Source organism: Streptomyces sp. NPDC046122 (assembly GCF_056429965.1).
Genome location: NZ_JBWKLQ010000001.1, coordinates 330,188 through 350,948, shown reverse-complemented (window position 1 = coordinate 350,948; position 20,761 = coordinate 330,188). Strand labels below are relative to the sequence as shown.

The following is a 20,761-nucleotide window of genomic DNA, read 5'->3' as shown; positions in this document are numbered from 1 at the left end:
CCATGGCCTACCGGCCGACGCAGAAGTTCAAGAAGACCCTGCTGGGCGGCGGAGCGGTCGTGGTGCTCGCGGGACTCAACGCCCCGGCGGCGCTGACCTTCGTGGAGGAGAAGTACCACGCGTACAAGATCGCCCAGCCGGGCTACAAGGCGCAGTACGGCTCCTGGTCGACCGTCGACATCCCCGAGAAGTACCGCACCAACGCGATCCACGCGGCCCTGCTCCACACCGGCAAGGTGCTGATCATCGCGGGCTCCGGCAACGAGCAGAAGAAGTTCGACGAGGGCACCTTCGAGACCGTGCTGTGGGACCCGGAGGACAACTCCTTCAAGCTCGTCCCGACGCCCGAGGACTTCTTCTGCGCCGGCCACGCGCAACTGCCCGACGGGCGGCTGCTGGTGGCGGGCGGCACCGCGCGCTACGAGGTGCTGGGCGACGAGGTCATGCGCGCGGGCGGCGGCATGCGGGTCAAGAACGAGAACCCGGACAAGCCCGTCACCTTCAAGAAGGGCACCCGCTTCCGCTCGCCCTCCGGCGTCACGTACGTGTCGAAGTTCGACGTGACCGTGCCGAAGGCGAAGCGCGAGTTCAAGATCTCGTACGCCAAGAGCGGGCGCATGCTGCCCTGGAAGACGACGGTCAAGGCGGCCGAGGCCCGGGTCTTCGTGGAGGCCGCCGAGGAGGGGCCGCGGGCCGTCACGAAGGAGGCGGCGCAGTACGAGATCGTCGGGCTCCAGGGCGAGGACGCCGACAACGCCTACGGCCTGGCCGAGGCGATCACCATGGACAAGCAGGACTTCCAGGGGATCAGGGCGGCCTACGAGTTCGACCCGAAGGCGGAACGGTACATACCCGTCGACCCCATGAAGGAGGCCCGCTGGTACCCGACGCTGGTCACCCTGCAGGACGGCAGGGTGCTCGCCGTCTCGGGGCTCGACGACGTCGGGGCGATCCTCTCCGGGGACAACGAGTACTACGACCCGAAGAAGAAGAAGTGGTCGAAGGCGCCCTTCCGGTACTTCCCGACGTACCCGGCGCTCTTCCTCACCAAGGGCGGCAAGGTCTTCTACTCGGGGGCGAACGCCGGCTACGGGCCGGCCGACAAGGGCCGCGAGCCGGGCATCTGGGACCTGGAGAGCAACACCTTCAAGAAGGTCGGCGGGCTGACCGACCTCGACCAGACCGAGACGGCCGCCTCCCTGGTGCTGCCGCCCGCGCAGGACCAGCGGGTGATGATCCTCGGCGGCGGCGGGGTCGGGGAGTCCGAGAAGGCGACCGGCCGCACGGCGATCATCGACCTGGACGAGGAGAGCCCGGTCTTCAAGACCGGCCCCCAGCTGCCGCAGGGCACGCGGTACCTGAACAGCGTGATCATGCCGGACGACACCGTCTTCACCAGCGGGGGCTCCTCGGACTACCGGGGACGCGGCGCGAGCAACATCCTCAAGGCGCAGTTCTACGACCCGAAGGCGAACGCCTTCAAGGAGGCGGCCGAGCCGACGGTGGGCCGCAACTACCACTCCGAGGCGCTCCTGCTGCCCGACGGCCGGGTGGTCACCTTCGGCTCGGACTCGCTCTTCGGCGACAAGGCCAACACGAAGCTGGGCAAGTTCGAGCAGCGCATGGAGGTCTACACGCCCCCGTACCTCTTCCGGGACAAGGCGCGGCGCCCGGTGCTCGGCGCCGGGCCGCGCGAGCTGCCCGCGTCGGGGGAGGCGACGTACAAGACCGCGCACCCGGAGCGGATCGCGCGGGCCCGGCTGATGCGGCCGAGCGCGGTCACGCACACGACGGACGTCGAGCAGCGCTCGATCGAACTGCCCCTGCGCAAGGGGCGGGGCGCGGTGACCGTGGAGGTGCCGGACGACAAGTCGCTGGTGCCGCCCGGCTGGTACATGCTCTTCGTCACGGACGGCGAGGGGACGCCGTCCCGGGCCAAGTGGATCCACGTGCCGTGAGGCGCGGTGCCGCCATGTCCCGGTGAGGGCTCACGCCTTGGCGCGGCGGGCCAGCCCCAGGGCGTAGTCCGGCCACCAGGTGCCCGCCGCCGGGCCGCCGCGGCACTGGCCGTCCGAGTCGCCCGGCCGCTTGATCCACAGGTACGCGTCGAGCAGCGGATCGCCGGTGCGGTCGCTGGGCGGCGTGCCGAGGGCGCGTCCGGTCGGGTTGCACCAGGCGTCGCTGCGGCCGCCGGACAGGGGGCCGTTGCCGTTGCGGCTGCTGTCGACGACGTAGTGGGCGCCGCCGAGCAGGGCGGAGAGCCGGGAGCCGAAGGACTTGACGGCGTCGTCGGTCTGGAAGTTCGAGACGTTGAGCGAGACGCCGTCGGCCTGGTCGACGCCGGAGCGCCGGAGCGGCTCCACGAGTTTGCCGGGGTCGTCGATCCAGGCCGGATTGCCGGCGTCCAGATACACCTTGGTCTTCGGCTGCCGCTTCAGCCGGTCGACGGCCTCGGCGAGCAGGGCGGTGCGCTCGTCGTGCTCCGCGGGCGGCGTACAGCCGTCCACGATGTGCGCCACGGCGTCCGGCTCCAGGATCACGATGGCCGGGGCGGACCCGATGCTGTCGGCGAACGTGCCGATCCAGCGCCGGTAGGCGTCGGCGTCGGCGGCGCCGCCGGCGGAGTGCTGCCCGCAGTCGCGGTGCGGGATGTTGTACGCCACGAGTACGACGGTCCGGGAGCCCTTGGCCGCGCCGCGCACGGCGTTGGCGATGTCGGGCGCCGGATCGTCGCCGGCGGGCCAGTCCGCGACCGGCCGCTCCGAGATCCGGCGCAGGACGTCCGCGTCGGCGCGGCGGCCCTGCGCGTCCCACGCCCTGACCTGGCGGGCGGCGTCGCTCTCCGGGTCCACCCAGTACGGCGACGCGTCCCGGCCCCCCTCCCGGACCTGCCGGCCGGACGCGGCGGCGGACTCGCCGGCCTGCCCGGGCCCGGAACCGCCGGCGTCGGAGCACCCGGCGAGGCCGAGCGCGAGGAGGGCGAGTGCCGCGGCGGTGAGCGCACGGGTCGGTCTGCGGCCGGACATCCAGCCCCCTTGAACGGATCGACTGGGCGAGGACAGGGACCGGGCAATAGTTACATGACACCCGTATCGCCCCTGGTTGCGACACCGACGCCGCCGGTGAAGGTCCATACCGCGCGGGCGCGTCCCGCGGATGTGCGGGGAGGGGCCGAATTCGACCGAAGCGCGAGACGGGGATGTTCACGATATGACCGGCCGGTAAGGTCGACGCCGTGCCGAAGCCGCTCAGCCTCCCCTTCGATCCCATCTCCAGAGCCGACGAACTCTGGCAGCAGCGCTGGGGACCCGTGCCCTCGATGGCCGCGATCACCTCCATCATGCGCGCGCACCAGATCCTGCTCGCCGAGGTCGACGCCGTCGTCAAGCCGTACGGGCTGACCTTCGCGCGGTACGAGGCGCTGGTGCTGCTCACCTTCTCCAAGCAGGGCGAACTGCCGATGTCCAAGATCGGCGAGCGCCTGATGGTGCACCCCACGTCCGTCACGAACACCGTCGACCGGCTCGTGAAGTCCGGCCTCGTCGACAAGCGGCCGAACCCGAACGACGGCCGCGGCACCCTCGCCTCCATCACCGGCAAGGGCCGGGACGTCGTCGAGGCGGCGACCCGCGACCTGATGGCGATGGACTTCGGGCTCGGGGCGTACGACGCGGAGGAGTGCGCGGAGATCTTCGCGATGCTGCGGCCGCTGCGGGTGGCGGCGCACGACTTCGAGGAGAAGTAGGGCCCCACGCCCGCGCGGCGCCGGCGCCGACACGGGTGGGCGGCCCGCCCGCCCCGCCCGAAGATCGCCCCTTGCGTCCGGTTACGCTCAATGCCATGAAGTCGAATGTGCTGTCCCGCTACCGGGTGATGGCGTACATCACCGCCGTCTGGCTGCTGGTGTTCACCGCGGCGATCATCGCGAAGTACGGGTTCCAGACCGGCGACACCATGCTGATCTCGCAGATCCACGGTGTGCTGTTCATCGTCTACGTGGTGTTCGCCTTCGACCTCGGCACCAAGGCGAAGTGGCCGTTCGGCAAGCTGCTGTGGGTGCTGGCGGCCGGCTGCATCCCGTTCGCCTCGTTCTTCGTCGAGCCGAAGATCACGCGCGAGGCCCGTGCGCTGGTGACGGACGCGAGCCCGGCCCCCGCCAAGGCGTAGTCCCGGCCCGGTCGAGACGAACCGACCGCCACGAGCGAGGCTCGTGGCGGTTTGCCATCGACATTTACTAGGACGTCCTAGTAAATTCGAGGGTATGGACGCTGAAGAGATCGAGGAAGGCCGCCGCCGCTGGCAGGCCCGTTACGACAAGGCCCGCAAGCGCGACGCGGACTTCACCACGCTCTCCGGAGATCCGGTCGACCCGGCGTACGGGCCGCGCCCCGGTGACACGTACGAGGGCTTCGAGCGGATCGGGTGGCCGGGGGAGTACCCCTTCACCCGCGGCCTGCACCCGACCGGCTACCGGGGCCGGACCTGGACCATCCGCCAGTTCGCCGGCTTCGGCAACGCCGAGCAGACGAACGAGCGCTACAAGATGATCCTGGCGAACGGCGGCGGCGGCCTGTCCGTCGCCTTCGACATGCCGACGCTGATGGGACGGGACTCCGACGAGCCCAAGTCGCTCGGCGAGGTCGGCCACTGCGGTGTGGCGATCGACTCCGCCGCCGACATGGAGGTCCTGTTCAAGGACATCCCCCTGGGCGACGTCACGACGTCCATGACGATCAGCGGCCCGGCGGTCCCGGTCTTCTGCATGTACCTCGTCGCGGCGGAGCGGCAGGGCGTGGACCCGGCGGTCCTCAACGGCACCCTGCAGACCGACATCTTCAAGGAGTACATCGCCCAGAAGGAGTGGCTCTTCCAGCCCGAGCCGCACCTGCGCCTGATCGGCGACCTGATGGAGCACTGCGCCCGCACCATCCCCGCGTACAAGCCGCTCTCCGTCTCCGGCTACCACATCCGCGAGGCGGGCGCGACGGCCGCGCAGGAGCTGGCGTACACGCTGGCGGACGGTTTCGGCTACGTCGAGCTGGGGCTCAGCCGGGGCATGGACGTGGACCACTTCGCGCCGGGCCTGTCGTTCTTCTTCGACGCGCACGTGGACTTCTTCGAGGAGATCGCGAAGTTCCGCGCGGCGCGTCGGATCTGGGCCCGGTGGATGAAGGAGGTGTACGGCGCGCAGACGGAAAAGGCGCAGTGGCTGCGGTTCCACACCCAGACGGCGGGCGTCTCGCTGACCGCGCAGCAGCCGTACAACAACGTCGTGCGTACGGCGGTCGAGGCGCTCGCGGCCGTGCTGGGCGGCACCAACTCCCTGCACACGAACGCGCTGGACGAGACGCTGGCGCTGCCGAGCGAGCAGGCCGCGGAGATCGCGCTGCGGACGCAGCAGGTGCTGATGGAGGAGACGGGCGTCGCGAACGTGGCGGACCCGCTGGGCGGCTCCTGGTACATCGAGCAGCTGACGGACCGCATCGAGGCGGACGCGGAGAAGATCTTCGACCAGATCAAGGAGCGGGGTCTGCGGGCGCACCCGGACGGCCGCCACCCGATCGGCCCGATGACGTCGGGGATCCTGCGCGGCATCGAGGACGGCTGGTTCACCGGCGAGATCGCGGAGTCGGCGTTCCAGTACCAGCGGTCGGTGGAGAAGGGCGACAAGCGGGTGGTCGGCGTCAACTGCCACCACGGGTCGGTGACGGGCGACCTGGAGATCCTGCGGGTGAGCCACGAGGTGGAGCGCGTACAGGTACGGACGCTGGCGGAGCGCAAGGCGGCCCGCGACGACGCGAAGGTGCGGGCCTCGCTGGACGCGCTGCTCGCGGCGGCGCGCGACGGCTCGAACATGATCGAGCCGATGCTGACGGCGGTACGGGCGGAAGCGACGCTGGGCGAGATCTGCGGCGTGCTGCGTGACGAGTGGGGGATCTACACGGAGCCGCCGGGGTTCTGACGGCCCCGGGGCGGCCGCCGGCCGCCCCGGCGCACCCGCCTCCTGACGACGACCGGCCCGGGGCCGGGCCCCTACCGCTGACGGGGCCCGGCCCCGGGCCGGCCCCCTTCGCCCGGCAGGCCCGCCGTGAGGCCGCCGACCAGCAGCAGCGTGAAGCTGCGCGCCCACTCCTCGTCGACCGGTTCGGCGCTCACCAGGGCCCGGTGGACGACGGCGCCGGCGATGACGTCGAAGATCAGGTCCGCGTGGCGGGCCGCCTGCACGGGATCGTCGTCGTACGGCAGCTCGCCGCGGGCCTGCGCGCGTTCCCGCCCGAGCAGCACCAGGCGCTTCTGGCGGTCGACGACCGCCGAGCGGATGCGCTCGCGCAGGGCCTCGTCGCGGGTGGACTCCGCGACCACCGCCATCAGGGCGGTCTTGGCCTCCGGCCGGTCGAGCAGCGCGGCGAACTGGAGCACCACTCCCTCGATGTCGGCCATCAGGCTGCCCCGGTCGGGCAGCCGCAGCTCGTCGAAGAGGACGGCCACGGCGTCGACGACCAGCTCGCTCCGGTTCGCCCACCGGCGGTACAGCGTCGTCTTGGCGACGCCCGCCCGGCTCGCCACGTCGCCCATCGTCAGCTTGGACCAGCCGAGTTCGACCAGCGCCGCCCGGGTCGCCCGCAGGATCGCGGCATGGGCCTCGACGCTGCGTGGGCGCCCGGTGCGGGCTGCGGGGGTGGACGGGGGGTCGCTGGGCGGCATGCCCGCGACCATACCGGCCGGTAGGTGACTCGGCCTCGTGAGCCAGATCACCGCACAGGGCTGTCGGCCCGGCGGGCTTTCGAGTTACGCTACGACCTGTAGCGAAAGAGTGAGACCAGAGCGACAACCAGAGCGGCAGACCACTGGCGCGAGGGTGGGGACCCCGCGCCGACCCAGGTCCTCCTCGGGACCCCGGACCGTGTTCGTTCGTACGCCCCGCAACCGGCGGGGGGCTGCGGGCGGGCGCGGTTCGTGTATCAGGTGGCGGTTCGGTGCACGTGCGGTGGCCGTATCGGCACGCACCGGGCACCGGACAGGCACAAGTTTTTCTTTACCGCGCGCGAAAGGGGGAGGATGTACGCATGCAGCCTAGGAACATGTCCATGAGCGGCGTCGTCGACCTCGCCGCGGTGAAGGCGGCCGGCGAAGCCCGGCAGAAGGCGGAGCAGGCGCGCGCCGAGGCCCTCCGGAACGGCGGCGGTGGCGGAGTCGCCCCGTCGAGCCTGGTGATCGATGTCGACGAGGCCGGTTTTGAGCGCGATGTACTCCAGCGCTCCGCCGAAGTCCCGGTCGTCATCGACTTCTGGGCCGAGTGGTGCGAACCGTGCAAGCAGCTCGGCCCGCTTCTCGAACGCCTCGCCCTCCAGTACAACGGTCGCTTCCTCCTGGCCAAGGTGGATGTCGACGCCAACCAGATGCTGATGCAGCAGTTCGGGATCCAGGGCATCCCGGCGGTCTTCGCGGTGGTCGCCGGACAGGCGCTGCCGCTTTTCCAGGGCGCGGCCCCCGAGGCGCAGATCCGCGAGACGCTGGACCAGTTGATCCAGGTCGCCGAGGAGCGCTTCGGTCTGACCGGTATCGCCGTCGACGCCGAGGCGGGCGAGGCGCCGGCCGCGGCGGCCGAGGTTCCCGCCGGTCCGTACGACGCGCTGCTCGAAGCGGCGGCGCGGGCGCTGGACGCGAACGACTTCGGCGGCGCGGTCCAGGCGTACAAGAACGTGCTCGTCGACGACCCGGGCAACACCGAGGCCAAGCTGGGCCTCGCCCAGGCCGAACTCCTGGCGCGGGTCCAGAACCTGGACCCGCAGCAGGTCCGCAAGGACGCCGCCGAGAACCCGGCCGACGTGACCGCGCAGATCGCCGCAGCCGACCTGGACCTGGTCGGCGGTCATGTCGAGGACGCCTTCGGGCGGTTGGTCGAGACGGTGCGGCGAACGGCGGGCGACGACCGCGACGCCGCGCGGGTGCGGCTGCTGGAGCTGTTCGAGGTGATCGGCGCCGACGACCCGCGGGTCGCGCCGGCGCGTGCGGCGCTGGCCCGCGTGCTGTTCTGACCGGACGGGACGCTCCGACCGGCGTTTTCACCGGTGGCGCCCCTGAGGCAGCCGCCGTTGATTTGGCGACACAGTGACATCGAGCGGCCGCGCTTTACCGAAACTTGGTAAACGCGGCCGCTGTTACTTGCAGTAAGATGATCAAGATGTTCTGCCCGTTTCTGGGCGACAATCACTGCGTTTTTCCCGTCACTTGACGGAACTGTCCACGGCTCGTCGATGCCGGGCGGTCGCACTTCGGTTATCCGGCCGTTACTAGCGAGTAACGAACCCCCTTGTGCCCCGGCCGCGAATGGACCACGATCGGCCACGCTCGGTCCAATACCGCACCAGCCCGACAGCCAATCGGTGCTCGCGGTCCCGTGGGTCCCCACCGAGCCGGCCGACGGCAGTGACGCCGGCCGTGGACAGGGGGGTCTCTGCCGAACGGCGGGGCCTGTCCAGCAGGTTGCGCGAACGCGTGGCCAGTGGTTGTCGCTCGGGGGTGATCGCCGGTGATTCGGAAGTCGTTCGCGCCTCCGATACGGGCGCTCTCCTTCCCGAGGACGTAGCACTTCTCCCATCCCCCTGCGGGCCCTGCCCGTACCGGAGATGTACGTCCGAGAAGGAGGAAAGTCATGGAGTCTGCAGTTCGTGGCGGTACCAGATGGAAGCGGTTCGCCGTCGTCATGGTGCCGAGTGTGGCCGCGACGGCCGCGATAGGCGTCGCCCTGGCACAGGGTGCGCTCGCGGCGTCGTTCAGCGTTTCTGGCCAGAGCTTCAAGGTCAGCGCGGAGAGGCTCGAGGGTAAGGGCTTCTTCCAGTACGGAGGACTGGCCGAAGGCACCGACCTCGAGGGCAACAAGGCTGCCCACCCGGTCGCGGTGTCGGCGTTCAAGACCGCCGAGATCACCAAGATGTGTCAGTCGGTCGTGACGCCCAACGTCCCGGTCTTCGGCAACATCTCTCTCCAGCTCACGGCTGGAGGAAACGGTACGCCGGTCAAGGCGGAGAACCTCTACCTGGACGTCGAGGAGCTCGGCGCCAACGCCACGTTCAAGAACATCGACATCGGCGTGGCGGCGGGCAAGGCCACCAAGGGACCGGGTATCCAGCCGGGCACCCGGGCCAACCCGTACGGCTTCTCGCAGCAGGCCGACTCGGCCGTGCTGACCGACGTGAAGCAGAAGGCCTGGGCCACCACGGCCGGCACCTTCAAGCTCAGTGGTCTGAGCATGAAGCTGCACAAGGGCGTCAAGGAGTGCTACTAAGCACTCCCTCTGCGGGCGGGACGCGTGACACGTCGTCCCGCCCGCTCCCCCTCCCTCATCTCTGCACAGCAACACCGGTTCCAGGGAGCTGTTTTCCATGAGCGCCGAGTCCTCGGGTCCGAGCCGCGATTTCACCTACTGGCGGCTGCGCTTCCGTGCCTGGCGGGGCGGCCGGCCGTTTTGGGCGGGCCTGCTCACCGTCCTCGGCGGTGTGCCGATCGCCTGGCTTCCGTACGCCGAAATCAAGATCGGCCACCTCACGATGGCCATGGCCACCACGGCGGGAGCGGGCTCGCTGATCATCGGCGTACTGCTCGTCACTCTCGGCCTGACCATGTGGTACCACCACATCGTCCGAGTCTTCGCGGGCGTCGCCTCGATTCTGCTGGCGCTCGTCTCGATTCCCGTGTCCAACCTGGGCGGCTTCGGAGTCGGCTTCCTGCTGGCGCTGACCGGCGGAGCGCTGTCCATCTCCTGGGCCCCGGCCAAGCCGGACGCGCCTGCCGAGTACGCGCCCCCGGCCGGCGAGGTCCCGCCCGCGGGCGGCGAGCCGGCCGGATTCGCGGACGGCACGGGCCACACGTACGCAACCGACACATCTGTTGACGCCAATGGCGGGAGGAACAGTGCGGGGTGACGAGGCGGAGCTGACCGCGGCCGGAGGCGACCGGACCCGTGAAAGAAGCGGGCCGCGTCACGCGGCCCCCAGGAAGTCGCTCCTGACGAAACTGCAGATGCCCGCGGGCAAGGCGATGGCCCTGGCCGCGATGCCGACGGCGGTGTTCGTCGGCATGGGGCTCACCCCCAAGCTGGCGCTCGCCGACGACCAGGTGACGAACCCCTTCGCCCCCGGACCGTGCGTCACCCGCTCGGACACCCCGGAACCGGACGCCTCCGAGTCCACGTCCCCCTCGGCCACGCCCACACCCACGGCCACCCCGAGCGCGGACGACACACGGGACAAGCCGGCCGAGACGCCGGGCACCGGTGAGACGCCGGAGCCGGGTGAGACCCCGGGCCCGGGAGCGAGCAGCAGCGCGCCGGCCACCGAGCCCGTCGAGGAGCCGGAGGCGGGCGAGGCAGCGACGAAGGATCCCGCGCCGGAGCCGACGGAGAGCGAGACCACGAACCCGCTCGACCCGCTGGGCGTGGGCGACGCGATCAAGGACGTACTCGACGGGCCGGACGAGGAGACCGCCGCCCCGGAGCCCTCCGAGACGGAGGACGCCGACGGCGGCGCGACCACCGAGCCGGACGCCGGCAAGCCCGACGCCGACCCGCCGGCCGCCGAGAAGCCCGCCGAGGCCGAGAAGCCCGCGGGCGACACGGCCGGTGGGACCGACGGGGCGGACGCGGCCGACAGGACCGCGGACGCGATCAGGGAAGCCGCCGACAAGGCGGGCGCCAAGGTCGAGGAACTCGGCGACGAGGCCAAGGACGCCGCGGACGACGCCGGCAAGGCGGACGGCAAGGCCGACGACCCGGCCGCCGGCGCCGACGGCAAGGAGCCCTTCCCCTGCCCGACGGCGGACCCCGAGGCGCTCGCGAACGCCGAGCTCGAACAGGGCATCCCGGACCTGCCCGACGAGCCGTGGATCCTGGAGAGCTCGATGCTGACCCTGCGCGGACTCGACTACAAGGGCATCGTCGAGGTCAGGACCGGCAGCGGCAAGATCAAGAAGGTCCTGAAGTTCACCGCCGAGGAGACCGACATCAACGACCTCCACCAGAAGGTCGTCGGACCCAACGGCACCACGGCGCACGTGCAGGCCGCGCGGGGTTCCACGTCGACCCTCCGCGACGGCACCGTGACCATGTACACGGAAGAGCTGAAGGGCAACCTCTTCGGCCTCATCCCGATCACCTTCAGCCCGGAGACCCCGCCTCCGCTGAACGTCCCGATCGCCATGTTCACGAAGGTCAAGGTGACCCAGGCCGGCCAGTTCGGCGGCACGCTCAAGGTCCCCGGCCTGCACAACTACTACACCGGCTGACCCGCGCGGCGGTACAGCGACGGCGGCGGCCCGCCCCCGACCGAGGGGGGCGGGCCGCCGCCGTTCGCGTGTCGCGCGGCGGATGTCAGGCCGCGTCGTGCCCGCCGCCGCCCAGGTGGTGCACCCGGACCATGTTGGTCGTGCCGGGCACGCCGGGAGGCGAACCGGCGGTGATGACCATGGTGTCGCCGTTGTTGTAGCGCTGGAGCTTGAGCAGCTCGGCGTCGACGAGGTCGACCATCGCGTCGGTGTTGTCGACGTGCGGGACGACGAAGGACTCGACGCCCCAGCTCAGCGCGAGCTGGTTGCGGGTGCCGACGTCCGTGGTGAAGGCCAGGATCGGCTGCGCCGCCCGGTAGCGGGACAGCCGGCGGGCCGTGTCGCCGGACTTGGTGAAGGCGACCAGCGCCTTGCCGTTGAGGAAGTCCGCGATCTCGGCGGCCGCGCGGGCGACCGAACCGCCCTGCGTACGGGGCTTCTTGCCCGGTACGAGCGGCTGGAGGCCCTTGGCCAGCAGCTCCTCCTCCGCCGCGACGACGATCTTCGACATCGTCTTGACGGTCTCGATCGGGTACGCGCCGACCGAGGACTCGGCGGACAGCATGACCGCGTCCGCGCCGTCCAGGATCGCGTTGGCGACGTCGGACGCCTCGGCGCGCGTCGGGCGCGAGTTGGTGATCATCGACTCCATCATCTGGGTCGCGACGATCACCGGCTTGGCGTTGCGGCGGCACAGCTCGATGAGCCGCTTCTGCACCATCGGGACCTTCTCGAGCGGATACTCGACGGCCAGGTCGCCACGCGCGACCATCACACCGTCGAACGCCATGACGACGCCCTCCATGTGCTCGACGGCCTGCGGCTTCTCCACCTTGGCGATGACGGGGACCCGGCGGCCCTCCTCGTCCATCACCTTGTGGACGTCCTTGACGTCGTCGGCGTCGCGCACGAAGGAGAGCGCGACCATGTCGCAGCCCATCCGCAGGGCGAAACGCAGGTCCTCGACGTCCTTCTCGGACAGGGCGGGGACGTTGACCGCCGCGCCCGGCAGGTTGATGCCCTTGTGGTCGGAGACCACACCCCCCTCGATCACGATGGTGTGGACCTGCGAGCCCTCGACCGACACGACCTTGAGCTCGACGTTGCCGTCGTTGATCAGGATCGGGTCGCCCTTGGACACGTCGCCGGGCAGACCCTTGTAGGTCGTACCGCAGATCGACTTGTCGCCGGGGACGTCCTCGGCGGTGATGACGAACTCGTCCCCGCGGACCAGCTCGACCGGCCCCTCGGCGAACTTCGCCAGCCGGATCTTCGGGCCCTGGAGGTCGGCGAGCACGCCCACCGCGCGGCCCGTCTCCTCGGCGGCCTTGCGGACACGGTCGTACCGGCCCTGGTGCTCGGCGTGGGTGCCGTGGCTGAAGTTGAATCGGGCCACGCTCATGCCGGCTTCGATCAGAGCCACGAGCTGGTCATGGGAGTCGACGGCGGGACCCAGTGTGCAGACGATTTTGGAACGGCGCATGAGGCGGATCCTATCGGTTTGTTTCGCTGCGGAATATTCCGTCTGGTGGAATGTACAAATGGGCGGGACGCCGCTCAGGCGTTGACCAACGCGTACGTCTGACGGGCGATCTCCAGCTCCTCGTCGGTCGGTACCACGGCGACCGCGACCCGGGCGTACCCGGGCGAGATCAGCCGCGCCGCGTCCGACCGTACGGCGTTCAGATCCGCGTCCACCACCAGTCCGAGCTCCTCCAGGCCCTCGACCGCGGCCGCGCGCACGGGCGCCGCGTTCTCGCCGACCCCCGCGGTGAACACCACCGCGTCGACCCGGCCGAGAACGGCGTAGTAAGCGCCGATGTATTTCTTCAGCCGGTGGATGTAGATCTCGAAAGCCAGCAATGCGCGCTGATCACCTTCGTCGATACGACGGCGTATTTCCCGCATGTCGTTGTCACCGCAAAGGCCGACAAGCCCGCTTTTCTTGTTCAGCAGTACGTCGATCTCGTCCGTGCTCATCCCGCCGACCCGCTCCAGGTGGAACGTCACCGCGGGATCGATGTCACCGGAGCGCGTACCCATGACCAGCCCCTCCAAGGGGGTCAGTCCCATGGAGGTGTCCACGCACCTCCCACCGCGCACGGCGGACGCCGAGGCGCCGTTGCCCAGGTGCAGCACGATGACGTTGACCTCGGACGGGTCCTTGCCCAGCAGCTTCGCCGTCTCGCGCGAGACGAACGCGTGCGAGGTGCCGTGGAAGCCGTACCGGCGGATGCGGTGGGCGTCCGCGGTCTCGACGTCGATCGCGTAGCGGGCCGCGGACTCCGGCATCGTCGTGTGGAAGGCGGTGTCGAAGACGGCGACCTGGGGCAGGTCGGGGCGCAGGGCCTGGGCCGTGCGGATGCCGGTGATGTTCGCCGGGTTGTGCAGCGGGGCCACCGGGACGAGCCGCTCGATCTCCGCCATCACCTCGTCCGTGATCACGGTCGGCGCGCTGAACCTCAGGCCGCCGTGCACCACCCGGTGGCCGATGGCGGCCAGCTCGGGGGAGTCCAGGCCGAGCCCGTCGTGCGCCAGTTCCTCCGCGACGGCCTTCAGCGCGGCCTCGTGGTCGGCGATCGGTCCGGTGCGCTCGCGCTTGGCGCCCGCCGGATCGCCCTCGCCGGTGAGCGGGCTGTGCACCAGGCGCGAGGTCTGCTCGCCGATCCGCTCGACCAGGCCGACGGCGAGGCGCGAGCTGTCGCGCATGTCGAGCAGCTGGTACTTCACCGACGAGGAACCGGAGTTGAGGACGAGAATGCGCTGGGCTGCGGTCACGGGTGCGGTGCCTTCTCGGGTCGGGGTGGAGGTCATGCGCTCGTGTCCTGCGCCTGGATCGCCGTGATGGCGACCGTCTGGACGATGTCCTGGACCAGGGCGCCGCGCGACAGGTCGTTGACCGGCTTGTTCAGACCCTGGAGGACCGGGCCGACGGCGACGGCGCCGGCCGAGCGCTGGACGGCCTTGTAGGTGTTGTTGCCGGTGTTCAGGTCCGGGAAGACCAGCACCGTGGCCTGGCCGGCGACCTCCGAGCCGGGCAGCTTGGTGGCGGCCACCGACGGCTCGACCGCCGCGTCGTACTGGATCGGCCCCTCGACCAGCAGATCCGGACGGCTGACGCGCACCAGTTCGGTGGCCTCGCGCACCTTGTCGACGTCCGCGCCGCTGCCGGAGCTGCCGGTCGAGTACGACAGCATCGCGATCCGGGCGTCGACGCCGAACTTCTCGGCCGTGACCGCCGACTGGACGGCGATGTCCGCGAGCTGGACGGCGTCCGGGTCCGGATTGACCGCGCAGTCGCCGTACACGAGCACCCGGTCGGCGAGCAGCATGAAGAAGACGGACGAGACGATCTTGGCGTCCCGCTTGGTCTTGATGATCTCGAAGGCCGGGCGGATGGTCGCCGCCGTGGAGTGCACCGAACCCGACACCATGCCGTCGGCCAGGCCCTCGTGCACCATCAGCGTGCCGAAGTAGTTGACGTCGGCCACCACGTCGTACGCCAGCTCCACGCTGACGCCCCGGTGGGCGCGCAGCTTCGCGTACGTCTCCGCGAAACGGCTCCGCAGCTCGGAGGTCTGCGGGTCGATGAGCTGGGTGCTGCTGAGGTCGATGCCCAGGTCGGCGGCCTTCTTGCGCAGGACGTCGACGTCGCCGAGCAGCGTCAGGTCGCACACGTCGCGGCGCAGCAGCACGTCGGCGGCGCGCAGGACGCGCTCCTCGGTGCCCTCGGGCAGCACGACGCGGCGGCGGTTCGAGCGGGCCCGCTCCAGCAGCTCGTGCTCGAACATCATCGGCGTCACGCGGCCGCTGCGGGCCACCGACATCCGGGTCAGCAGGTCGGCGGTGTCGACGTACCGCTCGAAGAGGCCGAGCGCGGTCTCCGCCTTGCGGGGGGTCGCGGCGTTGAGCTTGCCCTCGAGGGCGAACAGCTCACCGGCGGTGGGGAAGGAGCCGCCCGCCACCGAGACCACGGGGGTGCCGGGCGCGAGGCGCGACGCCAGGGTGAGCACCTCGTCGCCGGGGCGCTCGTCGAGGGTCAGGAGTACGCCCGCTATCGGCGGGGTCCCGGCGCTGTGCGCGGCGAGCGCGCCCACCACCAGGTCGGCGCGGTCGCCCGGGGTCACGACCAGGCAGCCGGGGGTCAGGGCGTTCAGGAAGTTCGGCAGCATCGCGCCGCCGAACACGAAGTCCAGGGCGTCGCGCGCGAGCCCCGCGTCGTCGCCGAGCACCACCTTGCCCCCCAGGGCGTGGGTGATCTGGGCGACCGTGGGGGCGGCCAGCGCGGGCTCGTCGGGCAGCACGTAGCAGGGCACCGGGAGGCGGGCCTCCAGGCGCTCGGCGACCTCCGCGCGGTCGGCGGGGGCGACCCGGTTGGCGACCATGGCGAGGACCTGGCAGCCGAGGGCCTCGTACGCGCGGTACGCGTTGCGGATCTCGGCGCGGACGGCGTCGGCGGGCTGGTTCTTGCCGCCGACCACCGGGATCACCGAGGCGCCGAACTCGTTGGCCAGGCGGGCGTTGAGAGCCAGTTCCTCCGGCAGCTGGGTGTCGGCGAAGTCGGTGCCGAGCACGAGGACGACCTCGTACTCCCGCGCCACCCGGTGGAAGCGGTCGACGACACGGGAGACCAGTTCGTCGGTGCCCTTCTCGGCCTGGAGCGCCGCCGCCTCCTGGTAGTACATGCCGTACCCGGTGGCCGGATCCTGCGACAGCCGGTAACGGGCGCGCAGGAGGTCGAAGAGCCGGTCCGGCCCGTCGTGGACCAGGGGACGGAACACGCCCACCCGGTCCACCTGGCGCGTCAGGAGCTCCATGACTCCCAGCTCGATGACCTGCCGGCCGTCTCCCCGGTCGATCCCGGTCACGTACACGCTGCGCGTCACGCGTGCTCTCCGTCCAGATAGGGTGGTCTTGCCCTCTTGACAATACCTGTGTGGGTGGATAGGGCGCCCGCCGGGCAGGGGGCCTGAGGGACCGGGACCGAAGGTCTCGCACGGGCTGATCCCCAGGTCTCCGCCACCCCTCCGTACGGCCCGTTCTTGGCACTGATGGAGGAGTAGCCGGAAGCGCCGGGCCCATGCGAGCCGTGGAACAATCGGATTCTGGCTCACATGTACCACTAGCGAGCAGGAGACACAGCACGATGCGTATCGGAGTCCTCACCGCAGGCGGAGACTGCCCCGGGCTGAACGCAGTGATCCGGTCGGTCGTGCACCGAGCCGTCGCGGGGCACGGCGACGAAGTCATCGGCTTCGAGGACGGGTTCAAGGGCCTGCTCGACGGCCATTTCCGCCCTCTCGACCTGGACGCCGTCAGCGGTATCCTGGCCCGCGGCGGCACGATCCTCGGTTCCGCGCGCCTGGAGCGCGACCGGCTGCGCGAAGCGGCCGAGAACTGGCAGGAGTTGGCGGCCCGGTCCGGCATCGACGCGCTCATCCCGATCGGCGGCGAGGGCACGCTCACCGCGTCCCGGATGCTGTCGGACGCGGGGATGCCGGTCGTCGGCGTACCGAAGACCATCGACAACGACATCAACGGCACCGACCGCACGTTCGGCTTCGACACGGCCGTGGGCGTCGCGACCGAGGCCATAGACCGTCTGAAGACCACTGCCGAATCGCACCAGCGCGTGATGGTCGTCGAGGTCATGGGCCGGCACGCCGGATGGATCGCGCTGGAGTCCGGCATGGCGGGCGGCGCGCACGGCATCTGCCTGCCCGAGCGGCCCTTCGAGGTCGACGACCTGGTGAAGATGGTCGAGGAACGCTTCTCGCGCGGCAAGAAGTTCGCGGTCGTCTGCATCGCGGAGGGCGCGCGTCCGGCCGAGGGGTCCATGCCGTACGAGAAGGGCGCCATCGACCAGTTCGGCCACGAGCGCTTCACCGGCATCGGCAACCGGCTCGCCAGCGAGCTGGAGAAGCGCCTCGGCAAGGAGGCCCGGCCGGTCATCCTCGGCCACGTCCAGCGCGGCGGCACCCCGACGGCGTACGACCGCGTCCTGGCCACCCGCTTCGGCTGGCACGCGGTGGAGGCGGTGCACCGCGGCGACTTCGGCAACATGACGGCGCTGACCGGCACCGAGATCACCATGGTGCCCCTGGCGGCGGGCGTCGAGGAGCTGAAGACGGTTCCCCACGAGCGGATGTACGAGGCCGAGTCCGTCTTCTGAGCCGGGTCGGCCGGGCGGCCCCCTCGTCCCCGGTGGACGACGGGGCGGCCCGCCGCCTCCGCCGGCCTGCGGCCGGCCGGTCAGTGCGGCGCCAGCCGCCAGAAGTGGCCGACGATCTCATCCAGGAACTCCCGGCCCTTCGCGCCGTCCTCCGCCCCGCTGCCGCTCCAGCTCAGCGTCGACACCATCCGTGACTGGTAGTCGGTGTGCAGTTGCTGGAGGACGTCCTCCAGCCGGCGCTTGGGCACCGGGACCAGCTTGGCCACCGGCCGTACGTACGCCTGCCAGCGGGTCGTCACCGCGCTGCACAGCACCTCGGCCAGGTCCTGGTCGCGGCCCGTGGCCGTGACGAACTCGCGCGGCGACAGACCGAGCGCCTCGGCGAGCGCCGCGGACTGCCGTTCGTTGCCGCGCCACCGCCCGGCGTCCTCCATCCGCTGGTACGAGGCCGCGTCCAGACCGACCTGCCGGGCCAGGTCCGGCGCTCCCAGGCCCCGTGCCATCCGGTGCTCGCGCAGCGTGCCCGGGGCGGCGATCAGGTCGCCGACCGCGCACCACAGGACACCGGCGAGCGCCGTGACCTCCTGCATGTCCGGCGCGCGCTGGCCGCGCTCCCAGGCGACGACGAGGTCGGGGCCGATGTTCAGTCCGTACTGCGCACGCAGCCCGTAGGCGACGTGGCCGGGGGCCATGCCCAGGGCCTCGCGCAGCCGGCGCGCGGCGAGGGCGTTGAAAGGCGGAGAGGGGTGCACGGGCACACCGTACGGAGAGCGGGGGCCCGATGACTACGGTGCGTTCCCCCAAGGCTACAAATCGTAGAAACGTCCTACGTTCCCACGCTCGCTCGTGCACTCCTCAGGTTACCCTCCGGTCACTCTGGGCTCACCGCAGGGCGATCCACCGGTAGTGCAGCTCGGGGCGGCCGACCTGGCCGTACTGCGGGGCGCGCTCGGCCCGCCCGGCGGTGACCAGGTGTTCCAGATACCGGCGGGCGGTGATCCGCGAGATCCCCAGCTCGGCGGCGGCCGCGGCGGCGGTGGTCCCGGCCGGCGAGCCGCGCAGGGTCCGTGTCACGGCCTCCAGCGTCGGGGCGCTGAGCCCCTTGGGCAGGGCGGCGGGCTGCGGAGTGCGCAGCGCGGCGAGGGCGCGGTCCACCTCGTCCTGGCCGCTGGCCTCGCCGGCGGCCGCGCGGAACTCGGCGTACCGGGTGAGGCGGTCGCGCAGGGTGGCGAAGGTGAAGGGCTTCAGCACGTACTGCACGACGCCGAGGGACACCCCTTCGCGTACGACGGCGAGATCGCGGGCCGAGGTGACCGCGATGACGTCGGCGGTGTGGCCGGCGCCCCGGATCGAACGGACGAGCTGGAGGCCGTGGCCGTCGGGCAGGTACAGGTCCAGGAGCAGCAGGTCGACGGGCCCGCGGTCGAGGGCCCGCACGGCCTCCGCCCGCGAGTGCGTCACCCCCGCGACGGCAAAACCGGGGACGCGGCCGACGTACAGCGCGTGGGCGTCGGCGGCGACGTGGTCGTCCTCGACGACCAGGACCCGGATGGGGCGTGCCGGGGCGCCGCTCATGCGGTCACCTCCGGGCGCCCGTGGGCCACGCGCCCGGCGGAGCGGGCGGGGGGAGCCGTACGCGGGGTCATGACCGCGCCCTCTCCACCGCCACCCGCAACGGCAGGCACACCGTGAACTCCGCGCCGCCGCCCGGGGCGCGGGTGAGCGCGACCGTGCCGCCGCCCCGGCGCACCGTCTGCCGGACCAGCGCGAGCCCCAGCCCGCGCCCCGCGCTCTTCGTCGACCAGCCCCGGGCGAACACGGCGTCCGCGGCCGCGGGGTCGACGCCCGGTCCCGTGTCCGCGACGCGCAGCAGCAGTTCGCCGCCCCGGTCGGTGCGGGCCGTCACGGTGACGCGCGCGCCGTCGCTGCCCTGCGCCGCGTCCACCGCGTTGTCGATCAGGTTGCCCAGGATCGTCACCAGGTCACGGGCGGGGAGCGTGCCCGGCAGGAGGCCGTCGTCGATCCGGCTGTCCTCGTCCAGGACGAGCGCCACGCCCCGCTCGTTGGCCTGCGCCGCCTTCCCCAGCAGCAGCGCCGCCAGGACCGGCTCGTTCACCGCGCCGACGACCTGGTCGGTCAGGGCCTGGGCCAGCTCCAGTTCGGCCGTGGCGAACTCCACCGCCTCGTCCGGGCGGCCGAGTTCGATGAGGGAGACGACGGTGTGCAGGCGGTTCGCCGCCTCGTGGGCCTGCGAGCGCAGCGCCTGGGTGAAGCCGCGCTCCGAGTCCAGTTCGCCGGAGAGCGCCTGGAGTTCGGTGTGGTCGCGCAGGGTCACGACCGTGCCGCGCTTCTCCCCGCCGGTCACCGGGCGGCTGTTGACGACGACCACCCGGTCCGCCGTCAGGTGCACCTCGTCGACGCGCGGCTCGGGGTCGAGCAGCGCCGCCGTCAGCGGGCCCGGCAGATCCATTTCTGCCACCGGGCGGCCGATCGCGTCCGGCCCGAGCCCCAGCAGCGCGCGCCCGCCGTCGTTGATCAGCGCGATGCGCTGGCGGCCGTCCAGCATCAGCAGTCCCTCGCGCACCGCGTGCAGCGCCGCCTCGTGGTAGTCGTGCATGCGGCTCAGCTCGCGGGCGTTCATGCCGTGCGTGTGCCGCCTCAGCCGGGCGTTGATGACGTACGTTCCGACGCCGCCGAGGGCGAGCGCGCCCGACGCCACGCCGAGCAGGGCGGCCACCTGCTGCCGGACCTGCGCGCTGATGGCCTCGATGGTGATGCCCGCGCTGACGAGCCCGAGTATCCGCCCGCCGCGCGCCTCGGTGTCCCGTACCGGCGCCACCACGCGCACCGAGCGCCCCAGCACTCCCACGTACGTCTCGGCGAAGGTGCGGCCCGCCAGGGCCGGCCCGGTGTGGCCCAGGTACGTCCTGCCGATCTGCTGCGCCTCCGGGTGGGTCCAGCGGGTGCCGTCCGGCGCCATGATCGTGACGAAGGTGACGCCGGCCTCCTTGCGCAGCGCCTCGGTGTACGGCTGGAGCAGTCCCGTCGGGTGGTCGGACCGGGCGGCCTCGATCACCGCCGGGGACTTCGCCACGGCGGTGGCGGTCGCGTACGCCTGCCGGCGGGCGGTCTCCTCGGCCTGGGACTTGTCCGAGAAGTACGCGAAGGCGGAGCAGCCCGCGACGATGACCGCGACGAGTACGACCTGCATCGCGAAGAGCTGGCCGGCCAGGCTGCGGGGGCGGGGAACGCGCATGCGGCAAGTGT

The 20,761-nt window shown here is 71.4% G+C and carries 17 protein-coding genes; 9 read left to right on the top strand and 8 right to left on the bottom strand.

The genetic code is table 11. The annotated features are described in order from the left end of the window. Positions 1-2 precede the first annotated feature (2 nt). Complete coding sequence (gene glxA / locus AC07FK_RS01465) at positions 3-1,958, top strand: radical copper oxidase GlxA (RefSeq protein WP_479101523.1); 1,956 nt, start codon at positions 3-5, stop codon at positions 1,956-1,958. Between the two features lie 30 nt (positions 1,959-1,988). Here the strand turns inward: glxA and AC07FK_RS01460 are convergent, their stop codons facing one another. Beyond that, entirely contained in the window at positions 1,989-3,026 is a 1,038-nt protein-coding gene (locus AC07FK_RS01460) for a glycoside hydrolase family 6 protein (protein ID WP_479101521.1), read from the bottom strand. 209 nt (positions 3,027-3,235) lie between these two features. Here AC07FK_RS01460 and AC07FK_RS01455 point away from each other — a divergent pair, with 209 nt between their 5' ends. The 3 genes from AC07FK_RS01455 (at position 3,236) to AC07FK_RS01445 (ending at position 5,962) form a co-directional block, all read left to right on the top strand. Next, positions 3,236-3,745 (top strand): MarR family winged helix-turn-helix transcriptional regulator, encoded by a 510-nt coding sequence (locus AC07FK_RS01455; protein WP_479101519.1) that lies wholly within the window; start codon positions 3,236-3,238, stop codon positions 3,743-3,745. Positions 3,746-3,840: 95 nt separating this feature from the next. After that, positions 3,841-4,167 (top strand): DUF3817 domain-containing protein, encoded by a 327-nt coding sequence (locus tag AC07FK_RS01450; RefSeq protein WP_479101517.1) that lies wholly within the window; start codon positions 3,841-3,843, stop codon positions 4,165-4,167. A gap of 94 nt (positions 4,168-4,261) precedes the next feature. After that, a complete protein-coding gene (locus AC07FK_RS01445) occupies positions 4,262-5,962 on the top strand; it encodes an acyl-CoA mutase large subunit family protein (RefSeq protein WP_479101515.1) in 1,701 nt (566 codons plus the stop codon). 71 nt (positions 5,963-6,033) lie between these two features. Here the strand turns inward: AC07FK_RS01445 and AC07FK_RS01440 are convergent, their stop codons facing one another. Then, complete coding sequence (locus AC07FK_RS01440) at positions 6,034-6,705, bottom strand: TetR/AcrR family transcriptional regulator (RefSeq protein ID WP_479101514.1); 672 nt, start codon at positions 6,703-6,705, stop codon at positions 6,034-6,036. Between the two features lie 362 nt (positions 6,706-7,067). Here AC07FK_RS01440 and AC07FK_RS01435 point away from each other — a divergent pair, with 362 nt between their 5' ends. From AC07FK_RS01435 to AC07FK_RS01420, 4 genes are all read left to right on the top strand, one after another. Then, positions 7,068-8,039, top strand: coding sequence for a tetratricopeptide repeat protein (locus AC07FK_RS01435; protein ID WP_479101512.1), 972 nt, complete (start codon positions 7,068-7,070; stop codon positions 8,037-8,039). Between the two features lie 617 nt (positions 8,040-8,656). Further along, entirely contained in the window at positions 8,657-9,289 is a 633-nt protein-coding gene (locus AC07FK_RS01430) for a DUF6230 family protein (RefSeq protein ID WP_479101510.1), read from the top strand. Positions 9,290-9,386: 97 nt separating this feature from the next. Further along, on the top strand, positions 9,387-9,926 hold the full coding sequence (locus AC07FK_RS01425; RefSeq protein WP_479101508.1) for a DUF6114 domain-containing protein: 540 nt from the start codon (positions 9,387-9,389) through the stop codon (positions 9,924-9,926). After that, entirely contained in the window at positions 9,916-11,283 is a 1,368-nt protein-coding gene (locus tag AC07FK_RS01420) for a hypothetical protein (RefSeq protein ID WP_479102527.1), read from the top strand. Before AC07FK_RS01425 ends, AC07FK_RS01420 begins: the two co-directional genes overlap by 11 nt. 85 nt (positions 11,284-11,368) lie before the next feature. On the opposite strand, the gene pyk is transcribed toward AC07FK_RS01420, so the two are convergent. From pyk to pta, 3 genes are all read right to left on the bottom strand, one after another. Next, positions 11,369-12,805: a pyruvate kinase gene (gene pyk / locus AC07FK_RS01415; protein ID WP_479101507.1), complete on the bottom strand. Its 1,437-nt coding sequence runs from the start codon at positions 12,803-12,805 to the stop codon at positions 11,369-11,371. A 74-nt stretch (positions 12,806-12,879) separates the two neighbouring features. Continuing rightward, the gene (locus tag AC07FK_RS01410) at positions 12,880-14,136 is read right to left on the bottom strand and encodes an acetate kinase (protein ID WP_479101505.1); all 1,257 of its coding nucleotides are present in this window, start codon (positions 14,134-14,136) and stop codon (positions 12,880-12,882) included. Continuing rightward, a complete protein-coding gene (pta, locus tag AC07FK_RS01405; RefSeq protein WP_479101504.1) occupies positions 14,133-16,208 on the bottom strand; it encodes a phosphate acetyltransferase in 2,076 nt (691 codons plus the stop codon). The genes AC07FK_RS01410 and pta overlap by 4 nt, the downstream gene beginning before the upstream one ends. 260 nt (positions 16,209-16,468) lie before the next feature. Between pta and AC07FK_RS01400 the strand changes: the two genes are divergently transcribed. Next, positions 16,469-17,494: an ATP-dependent 6-phosphofructokinase gene (locus tag AC07FK_RS01400; protein WP_479101503.1), complete on the top strand. Its 1,026-nt coding sequence runs from the start codon at positions 16,469-16,471 to the stop codon at positions 17,492-17,494. An 80-nt stretch (positions 17,495-17,574) separates the two neighbouring features. On the opposite strand, the gene AC07FK_RS01395 is transcribed toward AC07FK_RS01400, so the two are convergent. From AC07FK_RS01395 to AC07FK_RS01385, 3 genes are all read right to left on the bottom strand, one after another. Next, entirely contained in the window at positions 17,575-18,246 is a 672-nt protein-coding gene (locus AC07FK_RS01395) for a helix-turn-helix domain-containing protein (RefSeq protein ID WP_479101502.1), read from the bottom strand. A 130-nt stretch (positions 18,247-18,376) separates the two neighbouring features. Continuing rightward, positions 18,377-19,069, bottom strand: a complete 693-nt coding sequence (locus AC07FK_RS01390) for a response regulator (RefSeq protein ID WP_479101500.1) — start codon at positions 19,067-19,069, stop codon at positions 18,377-18,379. A gap of 67 nt (positions 19,070-19,136) precedes the next feature. Further along, positions 19,137-20,750: a sensor histidine kinase gene (locus tag AC07FK_RS01385; protein WP_479101499.1), complete on the bottom strand. Its 1,614-nt coding sequence runs from the start codon at positions 20,748-20,750 to the stop codon at positions 19,137-19,139. Positions 20,751-20,761: the final 11 nt, after the last annotated feature.

Excerpts from the sequence above, each read along its gene's own strand:
- glxA (WP_479101523.1), top strand. The coding sequence starts at position 3 with ATGGCCTACCGGCCGACGCAGAAGTTCAAGAAGACCCTGCTGGGCGGC.
- AC07FK_RS01460 (WP_479101521.1), bottom strand. The coding sequence starts at position 3,026 with ATGTCCGGCCGCAGACCGACCCGTGCGCTCACCGCCGCGGCACTCGCC.
- AC07FK_RS01450 (WP_479101517.1), top strand. The coding sequence starts at position 3,841 with ATGAAGTCGAATGTGCTGTCCCGCTACCGGGTGATGGCGTACATCACC.
- AC07FK_RS01445 (WP_479101515.1), top strand. The coding sequence starts at position 4,262 with ATGGACGCTGAAGAGATCGAGGAAGGCCGCCGCCGCTGGCAGGCCCGT.
- AC07FK_RS01440 (WP_479101514.1), bottom strand. The coding sequence starts at position 6,705 with ATGCCGCCCAGCGACCCCCCGTCCACCCCCGCAGCCCGCACCGGGCGC.
- AC07FK_RS01435 (WP_479101512.1), top strand. The coding sequence starts at position 7,068 with ATGCAGCCTAGGAACATGTCCATGAGCGGCGTCGTCGACCTCGCCGCG.
- AC07FK_RS01430 (WP_479101510.1), top strand. The coding sequence starts at position 8,657 with ATGGAGTCTGCAGTTCGTGGCGGTACCAGATGGAAGCGGTTCGCCGTC.
- AC07FK_RS01425 (WP_479101508.1), top strand. The coding sequence starts at position 9,387 with ATGAGCGCCGAGTCCTCGGGTCCGAGCCGCGATTTCACCTACTGGCGG.
- pyk (WP_479101507.1), bottom strand. The coding sequence starts at position 12,805 with ATGCGCCGTTCCAAAATCGTCTGCACACTGGGTCCCGCCGTCGACTCC.
- AC07FK_RS01410 (WP_479101505.1), bottom strand. The coding sequence starts at position 14,136 with ATGACCTCCACCCCGACCCGAGAAGGCACCGCACCCGTGACCGCAGCC.
- AC07FK_RS01400 (WP_479101503.1), top strand. The coding sequence starts at position 16,469 with ATGCGTATCGGAGTCCTCACCGCAGGCGGAGACTGCCCCGGGCTGAAC.
- AC07FK_RS01390 (WP_479101500.1), bottom strand. The coding sequence starts at position 19,069 with ATGAGCGGCGCCCCGGCACGCCCCATCCGGGTCCTGGTCGTCGAGGAC.
- AC07FK_RS01385 (WP_479101499.1), bottom strand. The coding sequence starts at position 20,750 with ATGCGCGTTCCCCGCCCCCGCAGCCTGGCCGGCCAGCTCTTCGCGATG.